The sequence below is a fragment of the Lactobacillus acidophilus genome, assembly GCF_034298135.1.
Lineage (GTDB): Bacteria > Bacillota > Bacilli > Lactobacillales > Lactobacillaceae > Lactobacillus > Lactobacillus acidophilus.
This window is the reverse complement of record NZ_CP139575.1, coordinates 261,111-282,012: the sequence shown is the minus strand read 5'-3', so window position 1 is coordinate 282,012 and position 20,902 is coordinate 261,111. Positions and strand designations below refer to the sequence as shown.

The following is a 20,902-nucleotide window of genomic DNA, read 5'->3' as shown; positions in this document are numbered from 1 at the left end:
GTGCGACAATGCACTGGGACGTTAATTGCGTGGTTCCACCCAAAATTCAGGTTAGCGTTTATCTAACCTCTTAACATGGATTAATAAAGGTATCCAACCTATCTCTTTTCAATTTTGGGATAAACGATTGGGGTGTTTTTCTAATGAGAAGCTTCCAGAACTAGGCCCCTCTCTCTGAGTTGAAAAACATCATGTTCGCTTAATTAATTTCAATTATACGCATCAAAGTTTGGGATGCAAGACTTTTTTCAAAATTATCGCAAAGAATTTCTCCGATCAGGACCAGAAACTACAACTTCCTTAGCTAGAAAACGTATACGTTGCATTAATCTTCTAGCTTTTACAGGATCTGTCGCATTCCTTGTTTCTTCAAAATGCGACTCAAGAGCTTCCATATCCAAGTTGGATGAGAAAAATGTTGGTAACACATTGTCCATGCGCGCCTGTAAAATTACGCCTAAAACATCATCACGTGACCATTGGCTAAGTGTTTCTGCACCGATATCATCTAAAATTAATAGATCACATTCCGACAAACGACGAATTTCATCTTGCAAACTATTATCCCCAAAATGACTAGCTAGTCCTGCAATAAAAGTCGGTACATGTAAAAAGACAACGTCTTTCTCCATATTTGTCACAACATAATTAGCCAGTCCTGCTAAAATATAGGTTTTTCCAACGCCAAAATCCCCGGACAAATATAATCCTTGTTGATGTGAATCTTTACTATACTTATTTAAAAAATCATAAATTAAAGTTAAGACCTGATTACGATCGTCCGTAATATCTATCTTACTTAACTCAACATCATGCAATCTCCCAGGTAAATCTATTAAATGAAGACGTTTTTTAGCTGCTCTTTTTCTATCTTGTGCCACTTTAGCTTGTGTAGGTGCATAACGAACATCAATTACTTTACCGTTTAAAAATAATTGTGGAGCATACCCTGCCATTACCTTGCTAGGATTACGTTTTTGCGAATAAAATTCGTATAATCCAGACATACTGTTCTTAATCATTTTTTGATCAATCTTGGCTTTATTGGCTTGAAGAAAGGCATTAATATCAGGATCTTGCAAAACTTGATTTAAGATATCTTCTTTACTGCCCAAATTACGCTCTTTTACAATTTTTTTAATCACGTTTCCAATTGGTTCCACAATTTTCACCTACTTTTTATTATTTAAGTCCTTAAATAAATTTTTCAATTGTTCAGTGGACATCCCAGCATCTTTCTTAGCTTTTTTCTTGCTCCAATCGGTACCTTTTTCCACCCGTTTAGGCTGAAAATTACGTGTCACACGCTGTTTTTTGCCAAAACTGTCACGTCGCTTTTTCACATATTGTAAAGCTTGAGTTGCTGTGGCGACACCATGTTGCAGCCAATCATTAGCAATTTTATAAGCAAGATTTGAACTAATCACCGTATCATATGTCAAACAGGTATAAGTCAAAATATTAATCAAATCTTCTGGCAATCCATATTGTGTATGTAAATTATTAATAATTTGCTTTTCGTTTGCACTGGTAATACCGCCTTTTTGCGTTTTAAGCTTATACAAAAATTCAGCAGGTGAATTCTCATTAGCTTCTTTTAAGAGCTTTCGATCACCATCGTCCATACCTTTAATAGCAGCCAGTGCCTTTTCTTGTCCTTGACTCAATTGTTTTTGAACATTTTCTCTGGTGCTCATGCGCTTATAGTTTTCAGCTATGGTATTGCTAATATCACGCATATTTAATGTATATGAGCCATGAAGACAAGGTAAACTCTCATCTACAAATTCTTTTTCGGTTAAGCCATATGTCTGCATCAGACCACGAATTTGATTTTTCTTTGCATCGACTTCACTTGCAGGAATCTGATAAATTTCATATTGATCTTTGATTACATCCCAATCAATAGAGTCACGATCATTAACCTTGGCTTCTTTTACCTCATACGATTGATTCTCTTGTGCTGCTTGCATTACATCATTGGACGGAGTAATTGCTTCATCTCCAGGTAAACGAAAAACATCAAAAAATGTAGCAGACACATCCCGCGCATTTTTGATCGCTCTTTCTTTCAACTTAGTTTCTTGAGCAAAATTATGACTCAAATTATGAAAAGTAGTAACCCCTACTTTTTCTTTGAGTAAACTAGCCAGCAAAGGAGTAGAAAAGAAATTATCTGAGCTAGGTATCTTCAATAATTTAAAAACCAAAATATTATTAAAGACATTATCAGATAAATATGTTTGAACTAATCCCACAGCTTCAAGTTTGTGCAATGAATTAAACATTTGCTTCAAACTACAATCTAATTGTTCTTGCAGTGAATAAATTCCTTTAGCTTCTGAAATCATGCCATACGGATCATAATCATTGACTAAAGTATGATATAAAGATACTGCGACAGCCCCAACTAATGGTTGATATAACTTGATTAATATTTTTTCATCTTCTGGAAAAAGAGTAATTTGATTGGCTACATAGTAAAGATGCTTGGGATCAGAAGTCTCAAACATAATTAATTACCCTTTTCCTTTTTAGCCATCATATCTTCCATTGTCTTCATGAAGCTAGACATGTCTTTAAATTCACGATAAATCGAGGCAAAACGAATGTATGCTACATCATCTAAATCTGCCAAATCATCCATAACATATTGACCGATCTTTTTAGATGAAATTTCACTAACACCTTGTTTTCTTACCTTATTCTCAACTTGGTCAACAAGATGTTCAAATTGTTCACTACTAATAGGTCGCTTTTGGCCTGCAGCCATAACACCATGAAGAATCTTTTTACGACTAAATGGTTCACGCGTTCCATCATTTTTAACTACTAATAATGGTGCTGTTTCAATTCTTTCAAAAGTAGTAAAACGAAAACCACAATTTTCACACTCTCTGCGTCGTCTGATTGCACGGTTTTCATCACTAGGACGTGAATCAATAACGCGGGAGGCATTTTGATGACAATTTGGACATTCCATAGCTATCCCTCTTCTTTGATTTTAATTAATAATTGTTCTAGTTTATTTTCTAGTTCTTCTATTGTACCAGTATTTGCAATCACGAAATCAGCCATTTGCGCTTTTTTATTAAGTGGCATCTGACTTTTGATTCTCATTTTTGCTTCTTCATCAGTTAAATTATTTCTTTGCTTTAATCGATTAATTTGAGTAGCTTCTGGCAAAGTAATTACCAAAACTCCGTTCGCAATTTTCTTTTTATCTAAATTAGACTCAAAGTAAACCGGTGCATCAAGAATAACAATGTCTTTATCTTGGTACATTTTAATCTTTTGTATTGTTTTATCGAAAATTAACGGATGAGTCAACTGATTTAGTTTATTTAATGCGGTTGGGTCACTAAAAACTAATTGTCCCAGCTTTTTACGATTAATTGTTTGATCACTATTTAAATATTCTGTACCAAAATTATCTTTAATTGCTTGCCATGAAGCATTTTTAGGTTTCATTAAATCATGAGCAATTTGGTCACAATCAACAACTGGAATATTTTTATTCTTAAAAAATTGATCAGCGGTACTCTTTCCTGTAGCAATTCCGCCAGTTAATGCTAAAACATATGTCATTTATAAATCACCTGACAATGAGGACAAAATGTTGTTCCTCTTCCCGACACTTTAATCTTTTCAAAAATATTGCCACAACGTGGACACTCTTCGCCTACATGCCCATACACTTGTAGCATTTCTTGATAACCACCAACTTCTCCATTAGCATCTAGATAACTATGGACAGTTGTCCCCCGTTTTTCGATTGCTAGCGCAATTGTTTGATTAATGTTTTCCCATAAACCAGCTACTTTTTTAGCAGGAATCTTATTAGCAATACTTAATGGATGAATTTTACTTTGCCATAAAGTTTCATCGACATAAATATTACCTAATCCTGCCACCGTAGTTTGATCGAGTAAAACGTTTTTGATATTTTTATGTTTCTTTTTTAGATTATCGATTAAATATTGTTGACTAAACTCAGACGTATTAGGTTCGGGCCCTAATTTCTTTATCCCTGTCACTTGACGTTCAGTGCCAGTAATGATTAACTGCATTCGCCCAAATTTACGAACGTCATTATACCGCAATGCAGTCTTATCTGTAAAAACAAACTCTACATGATCATGCTTATCTTTTGGCGCATCTTCAGTAGTTAGATGATATTTCCCCTCCATGCGCAAATGCGATACAATCGTCAAATTATCGCTTAATCGAATAAGCAAATATTTGGCGTAACGATCAATTCCAATGATTTTTTTACCAGGTAATTCCTTCAAAAATTCATCATGATCTGTAGCCACAATCGTTGGATACCATAAAACTACCTTTTCAATCGTCTTGCCTTTAATTAAAGGCAATAATGTTCTACGAACTGTCTCAACTTCAGGCATCTCGGGCATTTTATCACCTACTTTGCATCATACCAATTGTGTCCCCAACCTGAATCGGCAATTAAAGGAACATCCAATTTAACTGCTGATTGCATTATTTCTGGAACAATCTTCTTAATTGTTTCAAGTTCATCTTTTGGAACATCAAAAATTAATTCGTCGTGAACCTGAATTACCATTTTAGTTTTAAGATGCAATTCATCAAGTTTCTTTTGCATATTAATCATCGCAATCTTAATAATATCGGCCGCAGACCCTTGAATTGGTGAATTAATTGCTGTTCTTTCCGCAAATGAACGGACAGTGAATTTTTTAGCATGGATATCTGGCAAATATCTACGTCTATGCATAATAGTTTCGGCATAGCCCTTTTCACGTGCTTCTTGGACTGCCTTATCCATATAGTCCTTGATTTGAGGATATTGTTCAAAGTAATTATCAATAAATTCTTTGGCACGCTTTCTAGAAATGCCTAAATTCTTTGACAAACCATAATCTGAAATTCCGTAAACGATACCGAAGTTAACGGCCTTAGCGTGACGACGCATAAGTGGCGTTACTTCATCTGGTGAGTCCAAATGGAAAATCCTCATTGCGGTATGAGCGTGAATGTCATAGCCAGTCTTGAAGGCTTCTTGCATGTTTTGATCACCTGAAACATGGGCTAAAACACGAAGTTCAACTTGTGAATAGTCGCAAGAAAAGATATAGCCATCAGGTTCACTAGGTACAAAAGCCTTTCTAATTTGCTTACCCTCTTCTGTACGAGTAGGGATATTCTGCAAGTTAGGATCAACACTAGATAAACGTCCAGTAGCTGTTAAAGTTTGCAGATAACGGGTGTGAACACGACCATCTCGTTGAATTACATCAAGTAATCCCTTAACATAAGTAGATTGAATTTTGGCAATTTGACGATAATCCAAAATCTCGCTCACGATTGGACTCTGTGTTTTTAATTGATCAAGGACTTCAACGGAAGTTGAGTAACCTGTCTTTGTCTTTTTCAATACTGGTAAATTCAATTTTTCAAATAAAATATGACCTAATTGCTTAGGAGAATTTAAATTGAATTCTTCGCCAGCTTGTTTATAAATTTTGTCTTCAAGTTCCTTTAATTTAACGGCAAATTCATTTTGCAATTCAATTAATGTACTTGCTTCCACCTTGATACCATTAATTTCCATTTTAGCCAAAACACGAGCAGTTGGAATCTCAATGGTTTCAAACAAATCATCTTGTTCATGTTCTTTGAGTTGTTTAAGTAACTCTGGTTTAAGTTTTTCAATTACACATACTTTAGCGGCTAAGTGCTTGAAGAATTCTTTATCTTCTGGGATTGCTTGTTTCTTACCTTTACCATATACTTCAAGGTCCGTCTTGATTGAATATTCATCATAAAGGTGGGCAATTTCACCTAAGTCATTAGAGTTCTTTTCATTATTGACCAAATATGAAGCAAGAAGCATATCATAGTTGAGTCCTTCAACAATAACGTCTAGTCGATGTAAACCAACAGTCATCCGCTTTAGGTCAAAGACATCCTTTTGAATTTTCCTATTTTCAAGGATATCTTTAAGTGGCTTTTCTTGTAATAAAGCAATATCTTTTGAGACATAAACTTTATCGCCCACCTTCAAGCTAAAACCTTCAAATGGTGCTAAATGATAATTATCGCCAAGCATTTCAAGATAAAAACTTATCTCATTTTCTTTCAAGTCGTCTAATTCAGCAACATTATCCTCAGTCAGCTCAACGTAATCGTAATTCTCGGTATCACCAGAATCTTCACCAGCAGTCTCTAGATTCAATTCAGCTAAAAATTTTCTAAAGCCTAATCTTTCATAAAGATCACGCAATTTTTCATAATTTGGATCTTTTTTAATCGTGTCTTCAAGAGTAACCGTAACTGGTGATTCACGGTCAATAGCGGCAAGTTTTTTAGCTAAAAATGCCTTATCCTTATCACGAATTAAACGTTCTTTACGCTTAGACTTCTTCAAATCGTCAATGTGGTCATAAAGATTCTCTACTGAACCATACTTTTGAATCAAATTAGAAGCTGTCTTAGGGCCAATGCCTTCAACACCAGGATAATTATCGGAGTTATCACCCATCAAAGCCTTCATATCAATGAATTCGGTTGGAGTTATGCCGTTAACTTCCTTCATGTGTTCAGGCGTGTAGGCTTCGGTGTCACCCACACCATTTTTAGTGATCAAAACTGTAGTCTTGTCTGAAGCAAGTTGAGTTAAGTCACGGTCACCGGTAACTACTGTAACTTCGTAGCCAGCATCTTCACCCATTTTTGATAAAGTACCAATAATATCGTCGGCTTCATAATTCTTCAGTTCATAGCTTGTAATCCCTAAATCCGTTAACATTTCACGAATAACAGGCATTTGTTCAAGCAATTCACTAGGTGTCTTCTGTCTGCCGCCCTTGTAGTCTTTATACATGGCAGTTCTGAAAGTAACTTTGCCCGCATCAAAAGCAACTAAGATATTAGTTGGATCTACTTGTTTAAGAATGGCATCCAACATGTTTTTAAAGGTAAAAATCGCATTAGTGTGCAACCCATCTGGACTAGTAAAGCGATCAAGTTGCCGATACAAAGCATAAAAGGCACGAAAAGCAACTGAATTTCCATCTATTAGAAGTAATTTTTTATCTGCCATTTTATTCCCCCTTATTTATTAATTGATCTATGTTTACTTATCTATTTTACCAGTTTACGGTACACTATTTCAGCATGTTGTTTTTGGAAAAGAAAAAAGCCCTGATTAGGGACTTTTTCTTGTGATCTTTCCTTCACTGCGTTAATGTAGCTCCACTTTTTTGGAGAAAATCTTGCCCAATTATTTTAAAAATATTGTGCTTCAGGGTTACCTCCACTTTCATAGAAAAAATAAAAGGCTCTAAAAGCTACAGAGTTACCATCGAGGATCACCTCCACATACGTGGAGAAAATATCGTAGTCAATCTCGTACTTAAAACCACCCTGGGATCACCTCCACATACGTGGAGAAAATCCAGGTTGACTTGCGCTAGGTGTTGCATCAATAGGATCACCTCCACATACGTGGAGAAAATTAGGCAAATAGCCAATTTTTATCATACATTCCGGGATCACCTCCACATACGTGGAGAAAATCGGCAATTTTTGAAACAAACAACTATGTATATAGGATCACCTCCACATACGTGGAGAAAATAAATAAGGAAGATATTGCCACCCTCGGTACCCAGGATCACCTCCACATACGTGGAGAAAATACGTTAAAGCGGACAATAAGCTTCAACGTTTTAGGATCACCTCCACATACGTGGAGAAAATCGTGCTTGAAATTGCTCTCGGGGTTTCGCCTAAGGATCACCTCCACATACGTGGAGAAAATATTTGCTGCGAGTAACTCTGACTTGTTTACCCGGGATCACCTCCACATACGTGGAGAAAATTTTAGCTAAGTTTAAGACCGAAGATGGCCAAAGGGATCACCTCCACATACGTGGAGAAAATCGGCAATTTTTGAAACAAACAACTATGTATATAGGATCACCTCCACATACGTGGAGAAAATCGGCAATTTTTGAAACAAACAACTATGTATATAGGATCACCTCCACATACGTGGAGAAAATACAAGTTTTGCTCTAACCATGATGTTGTAAACAGGATCACCTCCACATACGTGGAGAAAATAGCTATCCAAATATTAAATTTGCACTAGTTAAGGGGATCACCTCCACATACGTGGAGAAAATGAAGAATTTTATCTTCTAGGTGGCTTTTTTGTGGGATCACCTCCACATACGTGGAGAAAATAGAAATATTTGATTTTGATAGTGAAAAAGAATAGGATCACCTCCACATACGTGGAGAAAATTCAAGATCAACCATTCATTTGCCACGCAAATCGGGATCACCTCCACATACGTGGAGAAAATTATTTTCTGGTGTGAAAAATGCTGATGATATTGGGATCACCTCCACATACGTGGAGAAAACCCAAGATATAATTAAAAGAAAATATCGTAGTCAGGATCACCTCCACATACGTGGAGAAAACTTTGATTTGAGTTAAGTACCGGTGCATCAATGAGGATCACCTCCACATACGTGGAGAAAACTCTTTAATGTGACCAAAAGCGCTCGTAGCAGCAGGATCACCTCCACATACGTGGAGAAAACGGACGCAAAAGGGCAGAAAGCTAATTTATGACGGGATCACCTCCACATACGTGGAGAAAACTTGCTATGTCCGCTCTTGCTTGCATTGCAGTCAGGATCACCTCCATATACGTGGAGAAAACCCACGCCACATATTGTGTGCGGAATAGCCTAAGGGATCACCTCCACATACGTGGAGAAAACTCTGCCGAAATAGTAGCCGAATCTGGAAAATCAGGATCACCTCCACATACGTGGAGAAAACAAAGTGTCACAAAACTAGCACCTTTCATTAAAAGGATCACCTCCACATACGTGGAGAAAACAGAGTTTAGTCGTCGCAATGTGTGTCTCAATGAGGATCACCTCCACATACGTGGAGAAAACTAATACGTAGGTGGCAAGCGTTGTCCGGATTTAGGATCACCTCCACATACGTGGAGAAAACATAAAAATAAGAGGAAACCACCGTTTTCTCTTAGGATCACCTCCACATACGTGGAGAAAACACTAAAGGAATCCCATCGTTAAGCTATTTTAAATTTACTAAAAAGCAAAATTTCTTTAGTTTGCATTTCCCCAACCAAATCATCGACACAATTATATCAAATATTCTTCTACATATATCTAGCTCATATAATAATTTTAAATTGCTATTATATTCACAGGATTACAAATAAACAAAATATGGGTAGCCTTATCAATGTCATTAAGTTAAGACATTATATAATATTAAAATCTCCCAAAGCACGATTACCAATATCATGCCGGTAGAAGCAATCCAGCAGATCAAGCTTACTTAAATAAGAATAAACATTGTCTTGTGCCTGAACTAAATTGTCAGCTTCCGAAATCACCATGAACAAGCGGCCACCATCACCCGTCAAGTTTTCCAAATCACCTTTAACATTGGCGTAATCGATATAGGTATTAGCACCTTCAGGCAGCTTGCCGATCTTAACATTAGGTGCTGGGTGCGTTGGATAGCCTTTGCTGCAGACAACCACGCCTAACACGCAATTATCATTTTCCTCAATCTCAGGCAGCTTCTCATGATTTACTGCCGCATCAATTACCATGGCAAAATCATTTTTAATGCGTGGCAAGACAACTTGAGTTTCTGGATCGCCCAAGCGAACGTTATATTCAATGACCTTAGGGCCACTCTCAGTCATCATCAAGCCGATGTATAGCACACCACAATAATGATAAATTCCTTGAACCAGGCCATTCATCGTTGGCTTCACAATTTCATCAATCATTCTTTGACGATCTGCTTTTTTCAGCTGTGGCAAAGGAGAATATGATCCCATACCGCCAGTATTTGGGCCCTTGTCGCCGTCGCCCACTCGCTTATGGTCCTGTGCCATTGGCAAAATTGTAAATTGGTCTTCAGAGACAACCACAAACATTGAATATTCAGGACCAACCAGGCACTCTTCAAGCACTACAGCAATTTGACCACCAGCAAACATTTCCCTGATCGTTTCTTCTGCAACGTCTTGGTTTTGAGCAATTGTCACGCCCTTGCCGCCAGCTAGGCCATCTTCCTTGATAACTACTGGATATTCAAAATCCTTCAAGCCAGCAATACAGGTTTCAGCACTAGTATAGGTTTCATAGCGAGCAGTTGGAATATCGTATTTACTCATGAAGCGTAAAGCATAATCTTTTGAGCCTTCTAGTTGTGCCGCTCTTTGGTTAGGACCGAAAATCTTTTGCCCGGCTTTGTTAAACTTGTCGGTAATGCCAGCACAAAGGACATTTTCTGGACCAACAAAAGTCCAATCGACATTGTGGCTTTTAGCAAAATCTAGCAATCCATCAAGATCAGTTTCTTCAATCGGCACGGTTTCGACACCGATCGTCTGCATCCCCACATTGCCCGGTGCACAATACACAGTCTTCACATGCGGACTCTCCTTCAGCTTTTTTGCCACAGCAAATTCACGTCCACCCGAACCAACAACCAATAAAACTAAATCATCTTTCATAGCTCTCACCAATTAGTGTCTAAAGTGACGGTAACCTGTAAATACCATGGCTACGCCGTACTTGTCAGCTATTTCAATTGAATCTTTATCGCGAATAGAACCACCAGGTTGAACGATTGCCTTAATGCCATGCTTTGCTGCATATTCTACACAATCATTAAATGGGAAGAAAGCATCTGATGAAAGGACTGCACGATCATCGATTGCATCCCCAGCATGTTTAATCGCAATTTTAGCAGAATCAATTCTGTTAGGCTGACCTGCACCAACACCAAGAGTTCTCTCATCGTTAGCAACCACAATCGCATTAGATTTAGTATGTTTTACCGCTTTTAAAGCGAACATCATTGTCTTAAGCTGTGCTTCAGTTGGCTGCGCATTAGTAACTACCTTCCAGTCGTCAGTGTTTTCAACCAAAGTATCTTGTTCTTGTTGCAAAATACCACCCATGACTGAAACAATTTCTGGACGAGTTGGTTCATTTTCTTTACTGAAGTCTAGTTTAAGCAATCTAATATTCTTTTTCTTTTCCAAAACTTCGAGTGCATCATCATCAAAGCCTGGTGCAATGATAATTTCCAAGAAAATCTTGTGCATCTTTTTAGCAGTGGCTAAATCAACTTTTCTATTCAAAGCGATAACGCCGCCAAAGATTGAAACTGAATCTGCTTCGTATGCTCTGTCCCATGCTTCTTCGAGCGTGTCGCCGCGACCAATACCACATGGGTTCATATGCTTCATCGCAACAACGGTTGGCTCATCTTGAAATTCACGAATACAACGAAGTGCTTCATCAGCATCCTTAATGTTGTTGTAAGAAAGCTTCTTGCCGTGCAATTGATGTGCTTGCAAAATTGAGAAGCTCTTTGGAATTGCATCTTCGTAAAGCCATGCCTTTTGGTGTGAGTTTTCACCATAGCGCATTTTTTCTTTCAAATCATAAGTCAAAGTCAATTTTTCAGGATCTTCAAGTCCAACTTGCTTAGTTAAGTAGTTGGCAATAACTGCATCATAAGCGGCGGTTGCTCTAAAGACTTTTGCAGCTAGCTTAGCTCTTGTTTCAAGAGTGGTGTTACCTTTTTCAGCAATTTCTTTTAAAACTAAGTCATAGTCGTTTTTATCGGTTACGACAGTAACGTCTTGATAGTTCTTTGAAGCAGCACGCAAGAGGCTTGGACCACCAATATCAATGTTTTCGATCGCTTCTTCAGTAGTAACGTCTGGCTTTTCAATAGTTTGCTTAAATGGATAAAGGTTGACGCAAACTAGATCGATTGGCTTAATGTTTAATTTCTCTAAAGTTGCCATGTGTTCAAGATCGTCTCTCTTAGCAAGAAGTCCGCCATGAATATATGGGTTTAAAGTCTTTACACGACCATCTAAAATTTCAGGAAAATTAGTAACTTCTTCAACGCTGATTGTCTTAACACCAGCTTCGTCCAAAGTCTTCTTGGTACCACCGGTAGAAATAATTTCATAGCCGTTTTGAACTAAACCTTTAGCAAAATCTACCAAGTTGGTCTTATCACTAACGCTGATTAATGCTCGTTTCATTTTTGTTTTTCTTCCTTTTCCATTCTTTGACTTAATACTTTTTTTAACGTAGCTGGGAATAATTTGTGTTCTGTTTCATGAACTCTTGCTTCAAGCGTATCAACTGTATCATCAGGATAGATTGGTACAACTTGCTGAGCAATGATTGGACCGTGATCCAAATGGACATCAATAAAGTGGACTGTGACGCCAGTTTCTTTTATTTTGCCTTTTTTATAATCATCAAATGCTCTTTCGATTGAATTAAGACCTGGATAATTAGGTAGTAATGCGGGATGTAAGTTGATGATTGAATTTGGATATTCATTTAAAATCTTGGGACCAACCATTCTTAGATATCCAGACAAAACAATGAAATCAATTTGATAATCCTGCAAAACTTTTAGTAGACGTTCTTCATAAGTATCTTTACCGCCACATTCTTTAACGGAAAAAGTTTCGTGCGGCACACCTAATCTTTCGGCTCTTTTAATTACCTGAGCATTCGGATGATTGCAAAACATTAAAGCTTCGTTTCCAGGAATTTCGCCTACTTGAAACTGTTTAGTTAACGCTTCAAAGTTAGTTCCATTCCCAGAGGCTAAAATAGCAACTCTCATTTTTATCCTCTATTCGATGACGATCTTGGCTTTGCCTGCTGGACGAGCCGTCAATTTACCTATTTCATAAAATTCTTCATTTTCGGTATTCAGCTGTTCTTTGACTGCATCAACATTTTCTGATGAAACGGCTAATACTAATCCGATGCCCATATTGAAGGTGTTGTAGCAATCTTGATCACTCAATACGCCTATTTTTTTCAAATAATCAAAAATCGGTAAACCAGGCCAAGATCCTTTATTAATCACCGCCTGCAGATTATCGTCATAAATACGTGGCAAGTTTTCGATGAAGCCGCCGCCAGTGATATGGGCAATGCCGTGAATCAAATGCTTTTTTACTAGTGGCAAAACAGCTTTGATATAGATTCTGGTTGGCGTAAGTAGTGTTTCACCAACAGTCTTGCCTGATAATTCTGCTGGCTTATCGTCTAATGAAACGTCGTGATCTTTGAACAAGATTTTTCTAATTAAACTAAAACCATTTGAATGGACGCCGCTTGATGGCAAGGCAATCAGATGATCACCTGCTTTAGCTAAAGAACTTGATAACAAGTCTTCTTTTTCCGCAATCCCTGTGGAAAAGCCGGCCAGATCGTATTCATGTGGCTCATACATATCTGGCATTTCGGCAGTTTCGCCACCAATCAAGGCAGACCCGCTTTGCTTGCAGCCTTCGGCTACACCTTTAACAACATCAGCTAATCTTTCAGGATCGTTGTGTCCGCATGCGATGTAATCTAGGAAAAATAAAGGTTCTGCGCCTTGAGCTAGCACATCGTTAACGCACATGGCCACGCAGTCGATGCCGACAGTGTCGTTTTTGTGCATCTTTTGGGCGATCATCAACTTAGTACCAACGCCATCGGTACCTGAGACGAGAACGGGATGCTTGTAGCCTAATTCTTCTAAATCGAACATCCCGCCAAAACTACCAATGCTGCCCATCACACCTTTACGCTTGGTTGCAGCCACTAAGGGCTTGATTCGATTAACCAAATCGTATCCGGCAGTAACGTCAACGCCTGCTTCTTTATAACGATTCATCTTTATTCCTTTCTTTTTCGCCGTTCTTGAGCATTAAGAGAAGCTAAGTATCCAGCTTCGTAGTCATCCAATTTAGTTGGATATTTACCATTAAAGTAAGCAACTGTCAGCCCCGATAAGTCTCCACGATCAGGCACATTGATTGCTTTAATCAAGCTATCAACGCTCAAAAAGCCAAGGCTATCAGCACCGATGATTTTACGCATTTCTTCTACTGAATAATGAGCAGCTATTAATTCAGCCCGAGTTGAAATGTCAATGCCGTAAAAACAAGGAAATTTAAATGGTGGACTAGCAATTCTCAAGTGAACTTCTTTGGCACCTACTTCTTTAAGCATTCTGACAATTTGCTTAGAAGTTGTCCCTCTTACAATTGAATCGTCAATGACAGCGATCTTTTTACCAGCAACAACGCCTCGTACAGCCGAAAGCTTCAACTTCACGCTCTTTTCACGCAAGGCTTGCGTAGGTTGGATGAAGGTTCTAGCAACATATTGATTCTTAACTAGTCCCATTTCGTATGGCAAATGTAACTCTTCAGCGTAACCAGAAGCAGCTGACAAAGATGAATTCGGCACGCCAATTACCATATCAACATCGGCTGGGGCTTCACGAGCCAGCAGTCGTCCCATTCTCTTTCTAGCATTGTGGACAGTCACGCCGTGAATAATCGAATCAGGTCGAGCAAAATAGATGTATTCCATTGAACAGATTGCTAAATGAGTATCCTCAGTAAAATGATCAATTTTCATCCCATCTCGATCAATGATGATTAATTCACCCGGTTGAACGTCGCGAACAAATTTGGCACCAATTATGTCTAGCGCGCAAGTCTCACTAGAAACAACGTATGCGCCATTATCAAGCTGGCCAATGCATAAAGGTCTGATTCCGTTAGGATCCAGGGCTGCAATCATGCGATCTTTTTGTAAAAGCAAGAAGGCAAAACCGCCATGAACTTCGTTTAAACCTTGCTTTAATGCCGAAATAAAACCATCTTTAATATGATTACGAATCAAGTGGATTAAAATTTCGGTATCAGATGAAGATTGAAAAATTGCACCTTGTTTTTCCAGCTTGTCTCGTAAAGACACGGCGTTAACTAAATTACCGTTGTGAGCTAAAGCCACATCCCCATCGAGAAAGTGAAAAAGAAATGGCTGCACATTTTGAATCGAATTGCGCCCCGTCGTACTGTAGCGAACATGGCCTATAGCACTGTCACCGACTAGCTTTTTTAAATCGTTAGGATCGGCAAAGGCATCGGATAGAAGCCCACGATCGCGGTGTTGGTATAAATGCTCGCCATCACTTGAAACAATGCCGGCCCCTTCTTGGCCGCGGTGCTGTAAGTTATGCAAGCCTAAATAGGTTAATTGACTAGCATTAGGAGCTCCAAAAACTCCGAAGATGCCACATTCCTCATTTAGGCTTTTGATTTCATTAAACAAGGGATGCACTCCTTCCAAATCTTTTGCAATTTCGCAACATCTTCATTTACTTGATCATTTGTAAGAGAAATATTTAATTGCTTGTCATCTGTAACTTGACCAATTTCGCTAACTGCATCGCCCATTTCTTGTTCAAACTTTGCCGCATTTTCAGGAGCGACGGAAACGATCAAGCGTCCTGGAGTTTCACTGAACAAAAGATTTTTATTAAAATCGAGTTTTACGTTTACGCCAAGATCAGTATCAAATACACTTTCAGCTAAGGATACGCCTAAGCCACCTTCGCTTAAATCATGAGCACTTTGGACAAGTCCTTCTGCCATTAATTTTTGCAATTTATATAGGTAGTCTTTGATTCCTGGCAAATTTGGTGCATGTGGCAAGCCGCTAATTTTACCTGTCATCATCTTTTGCAATTCTGAACCAGCAAAATCATCATCTGTTTTACCAACGAGATAAATCTTGTCGCCTGCTGTTTGCATATGCATTGGAATGACATGATCATAGTTTTTGATCAATCCCACCATACCGATCATTGGCGATGGATAAATTGCCTTACCGTTGTTTTCGTTATAAAGAGAAACATTGCCTGAAACAACTGGTGTTTCTAAGATCTCACATGCATCGGCAATTCCTTGGCAAGATTGGTGTAATTCCCAGAAGATTTCTGGATCATTAGGATCACCATAGTTAAGGCAGTCGGTAATAGCTAAAGGCAAAGCACCACTAGCTACAATGTTTGTGGCACTTTCAAGGACTGTTCTTTGTCCGCCAACTTTAGGATCAAGATAGACAAAACGACCATTGGTATCAGTTGTCATGGCGATTGCCTTCTTAGTATGGCGAACACGCAGAATCCCGCTATCTGAACCAGGACCAACAATAGTATCTGTGCGAACCTGTGAGTCATATTGTTGTGTTACAAATTGATCATTAGCAATAGTTGGTTGATTCAAAAGAGCTCTTAAGGTTTGACCTGCATCTTCAATCTCAGGTTGCCAGTTTTCGCTTTGTTCTACATCAATAATTCTTTGTGGCTTTTTCTCTTCGCTTTTTTCTTCAAGAACCTTTTCAGTCAAAGTTACAACTGGAATGTCGCAAACTACTTGATCATCATGATGAAGAACATATCTGCCATCATCAGTAATTCGACCAATAGTCACTGCATCAAGATTATATTCATCAAAAATCTTTTTAACGTCTTCTTCGTGACCCTTCTTCACGCAAAGAAGCATTCTTTCTTGCGATTCGCTAAGCATAATCTCGTAAGCTGACATATTAGGTTCACGTTGAGGAACCAAGTTCAAATTAAGATCCATGCCAGATTTACCTTCAGTGGCCATTTCAGCACTTGAAGATACGATTCCAGCTGCACCCATGTCTTGAATACCGACGAGCCATTCGCGGTGATGCAAAATCAATTCCAGGCAGGCTTCCATCAAAAGCTTTTCCATAAATGGATCACCAACTTGAACCGCTGAACGTTGAGTAGCATGTTCTTCAGAAAAGTCGGCTGAAGCAAAAGTTGCACCGTGGATACCGTCACGACCAGTTTTAGCACCGACATACATTACTGCATTGCCGACACCTGTGGCATCCCCATGTTCCATATCCTTGATATCCATAATGCCGACGTTCATTGCGTTAAGCAAAATGTTGCCGTTATAGCAAGGATCAAAGGTGGTTTCACCACCTAAGTTAGGGATTCCCATGCAGTTGCCATAGTCGCCCACGCCCTTGATAGTTTCTTCCATCTTGTAACGCATTGTTGGATTATCCTTTAATTCACCAAAGTGAAGCGAATCAAGGATTGCGACTGGACGAGCTCCCATACTGAAAACATCTCTTAAAATACCGCCAACACCAGTTGCGGCACCTTGGTAAGGTTCAACTGTAGTTGGGTGGTTGTGACTTTCAGCTTTGAACACAACTGCTTGTCCATCATCAATATCAACTACGCCGGCACCTTCACCTGGGCCTTGGACAACACGTTTACCCTTAGTTGGGAAAAGCTTTAGTACTGGCTTGGATTTCTTGTAAGAACAGTGTTCACTCCACATTGCGGAGAACAAACCGATTTCAGTATAGTTAGGCAAGCGATGAAGCAAATGATCACAAATATAGTCATATTCATGTTCTGATAAGCTCCAATCAAGGTAAGGCTTCTTTTCTTTGATTTCTTCTGGTGTCATCGCTTGTTTCATGCTTGAACTCCTGCTTTCAAAAGTGACTTAAATAAAGGCAAACCATCTATTCCACCGAGAATTTCTTCAACGGCTCTTTCAGGGTGAGGCATCATACCTAATACATTGCCTTCTTTGTTACAGATACCAGCTATGTCGTGAAGACTACCGTTAGGATTTTCACCATGATATCTAAAGACAACCTGATGATTATCTTCTAGTTCTTCTAGCACATTTTCATCTGCGTAATAGCTGCCATCACCGTGAGCAATAGGAATTTGGATAAACTCTTTATCAGCATATTCATTAGTAAATGGCGTATGCATATTTTCAACTTCTAAGGTTACGGTTTTGCAAACGAATTGAAGGCTATCGTTTTTCTTAAGTGCTCCGGGAAGCAATCCCATTTCTGTTAAAATTTGAAAACCATTGCAGACACCTAAGACCAGCTTTCCTTCCTTTGCCATATTTTCAACGGCTGGAATAATATTTGAAAAACGAGCAATGGCACCGGTTCTTAAGTAGTCACCGTAGGAAAAACCACCGGGCAAAACAACTACATCGAAGCCATCCAAGCTCTTTTCTTTGTAAGAAACATATTCGACATCATCCTTGCAAACAGTGTGAAAGGCTTCGTACATATCGATGTCGCAATTAGAGCCTGGAAAAACAACTACTGCAATTTTCATGCATTTTCCTCCAAAACTTTAATCTTGTAAGTTTCCATATTGAAGTTGACTAGTAATGATTCAGCGATATCTTTTACATCAGCCTTAACTTTATCCAAATCATCTTCGTCTACGGTTACATCGAAGAACTTACCAACAACTATTTTCTTAACTTCGTCATGACCAAGGGAATTAACTGAATTGGTGATTGCGGCTCCTTGTGGATCAAAAACTGAAGGCTTGTAGGTTACGTAGATACGAATAGTAGTCATTTAGATCTCCTTAAGTGCTTCTTGAATGCGGGCTAAGTCTTGTTCATAAACGGTGGTTAAGTCACCGATGTCTCTGCGGTAGACATCTTTATCCATGTGCTCCTTAGTCTTTTTATCCCAAAGGCGGCAGTTATCTGGTGAAAACTCGTCTGCGAGGATGATATTTCCATCTGCATCTTTACCAAATTCAAGTTTGAAGTCAACTAATTCCATTCCTGCTTTATCAAAAAGTGGAATCAAAAGCTTGTTAACTTGACGTGATAATTCCCAGATTTTCTTTTGTTCTTCTGCAGTGGCGATATGCAATGCGATCGCATCAGATTCATTCATGATTGGGTCATCAAGTTCATCGCTCTTGTAGAACAATTCTTCAACTGGCGTATCGAATTTTTCACCTTCGCCCATCCCATAGCGACTTGAAAAGTGACCAGCTGCTATATTTCTAGTAACAACTTCAAGTGGGAACATTTCACACTTTTTAACTAATTCTTCTGTGTCTGAAATCTTCTTGATGAAATGAGTTGGAATCCCGTTTTTGGCTAAATATTCAAAAATTAAGGTTGAAATCTCGTTGTTTAAATAGGCTTTGTTCTTAAAGTCATCCTTCTTCTCACCGTTACCGGCAGTTGCTTGGTCGGTATAAACCACGCGTAAAACTTCTGGGTCATCTGTAGACCACATTTCTTTAACTTTACCGGTATACAACAACTTTGCCATTTTTCTTTCTCCTTGGTAAAAAACACGAACATTTCTGGCAAGCGAATAATTATTCGTTCACTTTTATGCTAACAATATTATCAATAAGTGTCTGTAATGTCAATGATTTATTGAATATTAAAAATGATAGTATAAATAATCGTTCGTGTTTTGTAAGAATTGAACAAAAAAAGAGAGCTTTATAGCTCTCTTTTTCAAAGCATATCAATTTACTTTAGTTTCCCAGATATGGGTATCATTAATTTCTTGCAGTGTTTTTTCAATGTCATCAGTAAGAATCGTGACATGTCCCATCTTTCGATTATGACGAACTTCGGCCTTGCCATAATCATGAAAATGCCAGTTACTCTTTTGAGGAATTATCTTTCTCACACCAGCCACATGTTGACCCAAAACATTGATCATGACCACTTTAGATAAAAGCTTAATTTTAGGCAGCGGCCAATTGCAGATAGCACGATCATGAACATCAAACTGGTCAAAATTGCATGCTTCAATCGAGTAGTGACCCGAATTATGCGGACGTGGTGCTAATTCATTAACATAAATATCACCATTGTCTAAAATAAACAGTTCTACACCCAAAATTCCACGTAAATGAATTGCCTCTGCTATTCGCCTAGCAATAGCTTGAGCTTTGTCATAGATTTTTTTTGAAACACGCGCAGGCACAATACTGATGTGCAAAATTTCTTCGGCATTATAGTTCTCGCTGACTGGAAAAACCGGTACTTCGCCCTTGGCATTTCTCGCAACCATCACAGAAGCTTCAACTTTAAACGGTACCCAACCTTCAAGGATGCAGTCTCCTGTAGCTAGAATTTCCTTGATATGCTCATTATTTTCAAGGTCAGCATCGCTCTTTAAGACTTCTTGGCCGTGGCCATCATAACCACCTTCACAGGTTTTAAGGACACAGTTATAGCCAATCTTTTTAATCGCTGCTTTTAGGTCAGCCATGTTTTTAACAGGGAGGTATGGTGCAGTCATACAGCCGGCACTACGCAAGAAGTTCTTTTCCCGCAATCTGTGCTTAGTAATATATAGCAAGTTGGTACCTTGTGGTACTTTCACCTTGTCGGCAACGTCTTTCAGCGCATTAAGATCTACATTTTCAAATTCATATGTTAAAACATCACTTTCTTTGGCTAATTCTTCAATCGCTTTAACATCTGAATATTCGGCCACAATCTGCTTGTCAGCCACCTGACCGCAAGGACAATTAGGAGTAGGATCTAGCGTAATCACCTTCATACCGCCATATTTAGCGGATAAGGCCATCATTTGCCCTAATTGACCACCACCAATAATGCCGATGGTTTTACCTTGTTCAATAAAATCTGGATCAGTCAAGTTCTACACCGCTTTCTTTTGCTTCGTCATGCATTTTTTGTCGATAGTTTTTTAGTTGCTGTCTTATTTTTTCGTTACCTATTCCGAGAATTTCTAACGCAAGCAAGGCAGCATTGCTTGCACCTGCACTGCCGATAGCAGTTGTGGCTACAGGGATGCCCGTTGGCATTTGCACAATAGACAAAAGAGAATCCATTCCGCCTAATGCCTTAGTTTGACCGGGAACGCCGATCACAGGAATCACGGTATTAGCAGCCGTCATACCAGGCAAATGAGCTGCCATGCCGGCACCAGCGATGATTACCTTAGTACCATTTTTTTCGGCAGATTGGGCAAATTCATACATTTCTTTTGGCATTCTATGTGCTGAAATGACGTGTTTGTCATAACTAACATTGAACTGATCCAAGATTTGGCAAGCATGCTTCATTGTTGGCCAATCTGATTTACTACCCATAATTACGCTTACTTCAGACATATTCTTTCC

At 38.7% G+C, this 20,902-nt stretch carries 17 protein-coding genes and 1 CRISPR repeat array; all 17 genes read right to left on the bottom strand.

Annotated features, from left to right (window positions below):
• Nucleotides 1–254: 254 nt before the first annotated feature.
• Nucleotides 255–1,163 (bottom strand): primosomal protein DnaI, encoded by a 909-nt coding sequence (dnaI, locus tag SO785_RS01225; RefSeq protein ID WP_011254494.1) that lies wholly within the window; start codon nt 1,161–1,163, stop codon nt 255–257.
• Between the two features lie 9 nt (nt 1,164–1,172).
• Nucleotides 1,173–2,513: a replication initiation and membrane attachment family protein gene (locus tag SO785_RS01220; RefSeq protein ID WP_003548343.1), complete on the bottom strand. Its 1,341-nt coding sequence runs from the start codon at nt 2,511–2,513 to the stop codon at nt 1,173–1,175.
• Between the two features lie 2 nt (nt 2,514–2,515).
• Entirely contained in the window at nt 2,516–2,983 is a 468-nt protein-coding gene (nrdR, locus tag SO785_RS01215; protein WP_003548345.1) for a transcriptional regulator NrdR, read from the bottom strand.
• A gap of 2 nt (nt 2,984–2,985) precedes the next feature.
• Nucleotides 2,986–3,588 (bottom strand): dephospho-CoA kinase, encoded by a 603-nt coding sequence (coaE, locus tag SO785_RS01210; protein ID WP_003548347.1) that lies wholly within the window; start codon nt 3,586–3,588, stop codon nt 2,986–2,988.
• Nucleotides 3,585–4,415: a bifunctional DNA-formamidopyrimidine glycosylase/DNA-(apurinic or apyrimidinic site) lyase gene (mutM, locus tag SO785_RS01205; RefSeq protein ID WP_003548349.1), complete on the bottom strand. Its 831-nt coding sequence runs from the start codon at nt 4,413–4,415 to the stop codon at nt 3,585–3,587. Before mutM ends, coaE begins: the two co-directional genes overlap by 4 nt.
• Nucleotides 4,416–4,423: 8 nt before the next feature.
• Entirely contained in the window at nt 4,424–7,084 is a 2,661-nt protein-coding gene (gene polA / locus SO785_RS01200) for a DNA polymerase I (RefSeq protein WP_003548351.1), read from the bottom strand.
• Between the two features lie 265 nt (nt 7,085–7,349).
• Nucleotides 7,350–9,086: a CRISPR direct-repeat array (repeat unit 28 nt; unit sequence GGATCACCTCCACATACGTGGAGAAAAT).
• A gap of 213 nt (nt 9,087–9,299) precedes the next feature.
• Entirely contained in the window at nt 9,300–10,571 is a 1,272-nt protein-coding gene (purD, locus tag SO785_RS01195; RefSeq protein WP_003548355.1) for a phosphoribosylamine--glycine ligase, read from the bottom strand.
• Nucleotides 10,572–10,583: 12 nt separating this feature from the next.
• Nucleotides 10,584–12,125 carry a bifunctional phosphoribosylaminoimidazolecarboxamide formyltransferase/IMP cyclohydrolase gene (gene purH / locus SO785_RS01190; RefSeq protein WP_003548356.1) on the bottom strand — a complete coding sequence of 514 codons (1,542 nt, stop codon included), beginning with the start codon at nt 12,123–12,125 and terminating at the stop codon, nt 10,584–10,586.
• Nucleotides 12,122–12,724, bottom strand: coding sequence for a phosphoribosylglycinamide formyltransferase (gene purN, locus SO785_RS01185; RefSeq protein WP_003548358.1), 603 nt, complete (start codon nt 12,722–12,724; stop codon nt 12,122–12,124). Before purN ends, purH begins: the two co-directional genes overlap by 4 nt.
• 9 nt (nt 12,725–12,733) lie before the next feature.
• Nucleotides 12,734–13,771: a phosphoribosylformylglycinamidine cyclo-ligase gene (gene purM / locus SO785_RS01180; protein WP_011254495.1), complete on the bottom strand. Its 1,038-nt coding sequence runs from the start codon at nt 13,769–13,771 to the stop codon at nt 12,734–12,736.
• 2 nt (nt 13,772–13,773) lie between these two features.
• On the bottom strand, nt 13,774–15,222 hold the full coding sequence (gene purF / locus SO785_RS01175; protein ID WP_003548364.1) for an amidophosphoribosyltransferase: 1,449 nt from the start codon (nt 15,220–15,222) through the stop codon (nt 13,774–13,776).
• A complete protein-coding gene (purL, locus tag SO785_RS01170; RefSeq protein WP_003548366.1) occupies nt 15,198–17,426 on the bottom strand; it encodes a phosphoribosylformylglycinamidine synthase subunit PurL in 2,229 nt (742 codons plus the stop codon). The genes purF and purL overlap by 25 nt, the downstream gene beginning before the upstream one ends.
• Complete coding sequence (gene purQ, locus SO785_RS01165; protein ID WP_003548368.1) at nt 17,423–18,094, bottom strand: phosphoribosylformylglycinamidine synthase subunit PurQ; 672 nt, start codon at nt 18,092–18,094, stop codon at nt 17,423–17,425. Before purQ ends, purL begins: the two co-directional genes overlap by 4 nt.
• Nucleotides 18,091–18,345, bottom strand: coding sequence for a phosphoribosylformylglycinamidine synthase subunit PurS (purS, locus tag SO785_RS01160; protein ID WP_003548369.1), 255 nt, complete (start codon nt 18,343–18,345; stop codon nt 18,091–18,093). The genes purQ and purS overlap by 4 nt, the downstream gene beginning before the upstream one ends.
• Nucleotides 18,346–19,062, bottom strand: a complete 717-nt coding sequence (gene purC / locus SO785_RS01155; RefSeq protein WP_003548371.1) for a phosphoribosylaminoimidazolesuccinocarboxamide synthase — start codon at nt 19,060–19,062, stop codon at nt 18,346–18,348.
• Between the two features lie 204 nt (nt 19,063–19,266).
• Complete coding sequence (gene purK, locus SO785_RS01150) at nt 19,267–20,415, bottom strand: 5-(carboxyamino)imidazole ribonucleotide synthase (RefSeq protein ID WP_003548375.1); 1,149 nt, start codon at nt 20,413–20,415, stop codon at nt 19,267–19,269.
• Nucleotides 20,408–20,893: a 5-(carboxyamino)imidazole ribonucleotide mutase gene (gene purE / locus SO785_RS01145; protein ID WP_003548377.1), complete on the bottom strand. Its 486-nt coding sequence runs from the start codon at nt 20,891–20,893 to the stop codon at nt 20,408–20,410. The genes purK and purE overlap by 8 nt, the downstream gene beginning before the upstream one ends.
• Nucleotides 20,894–20,902: the final 9 nt, after the last annotated feature.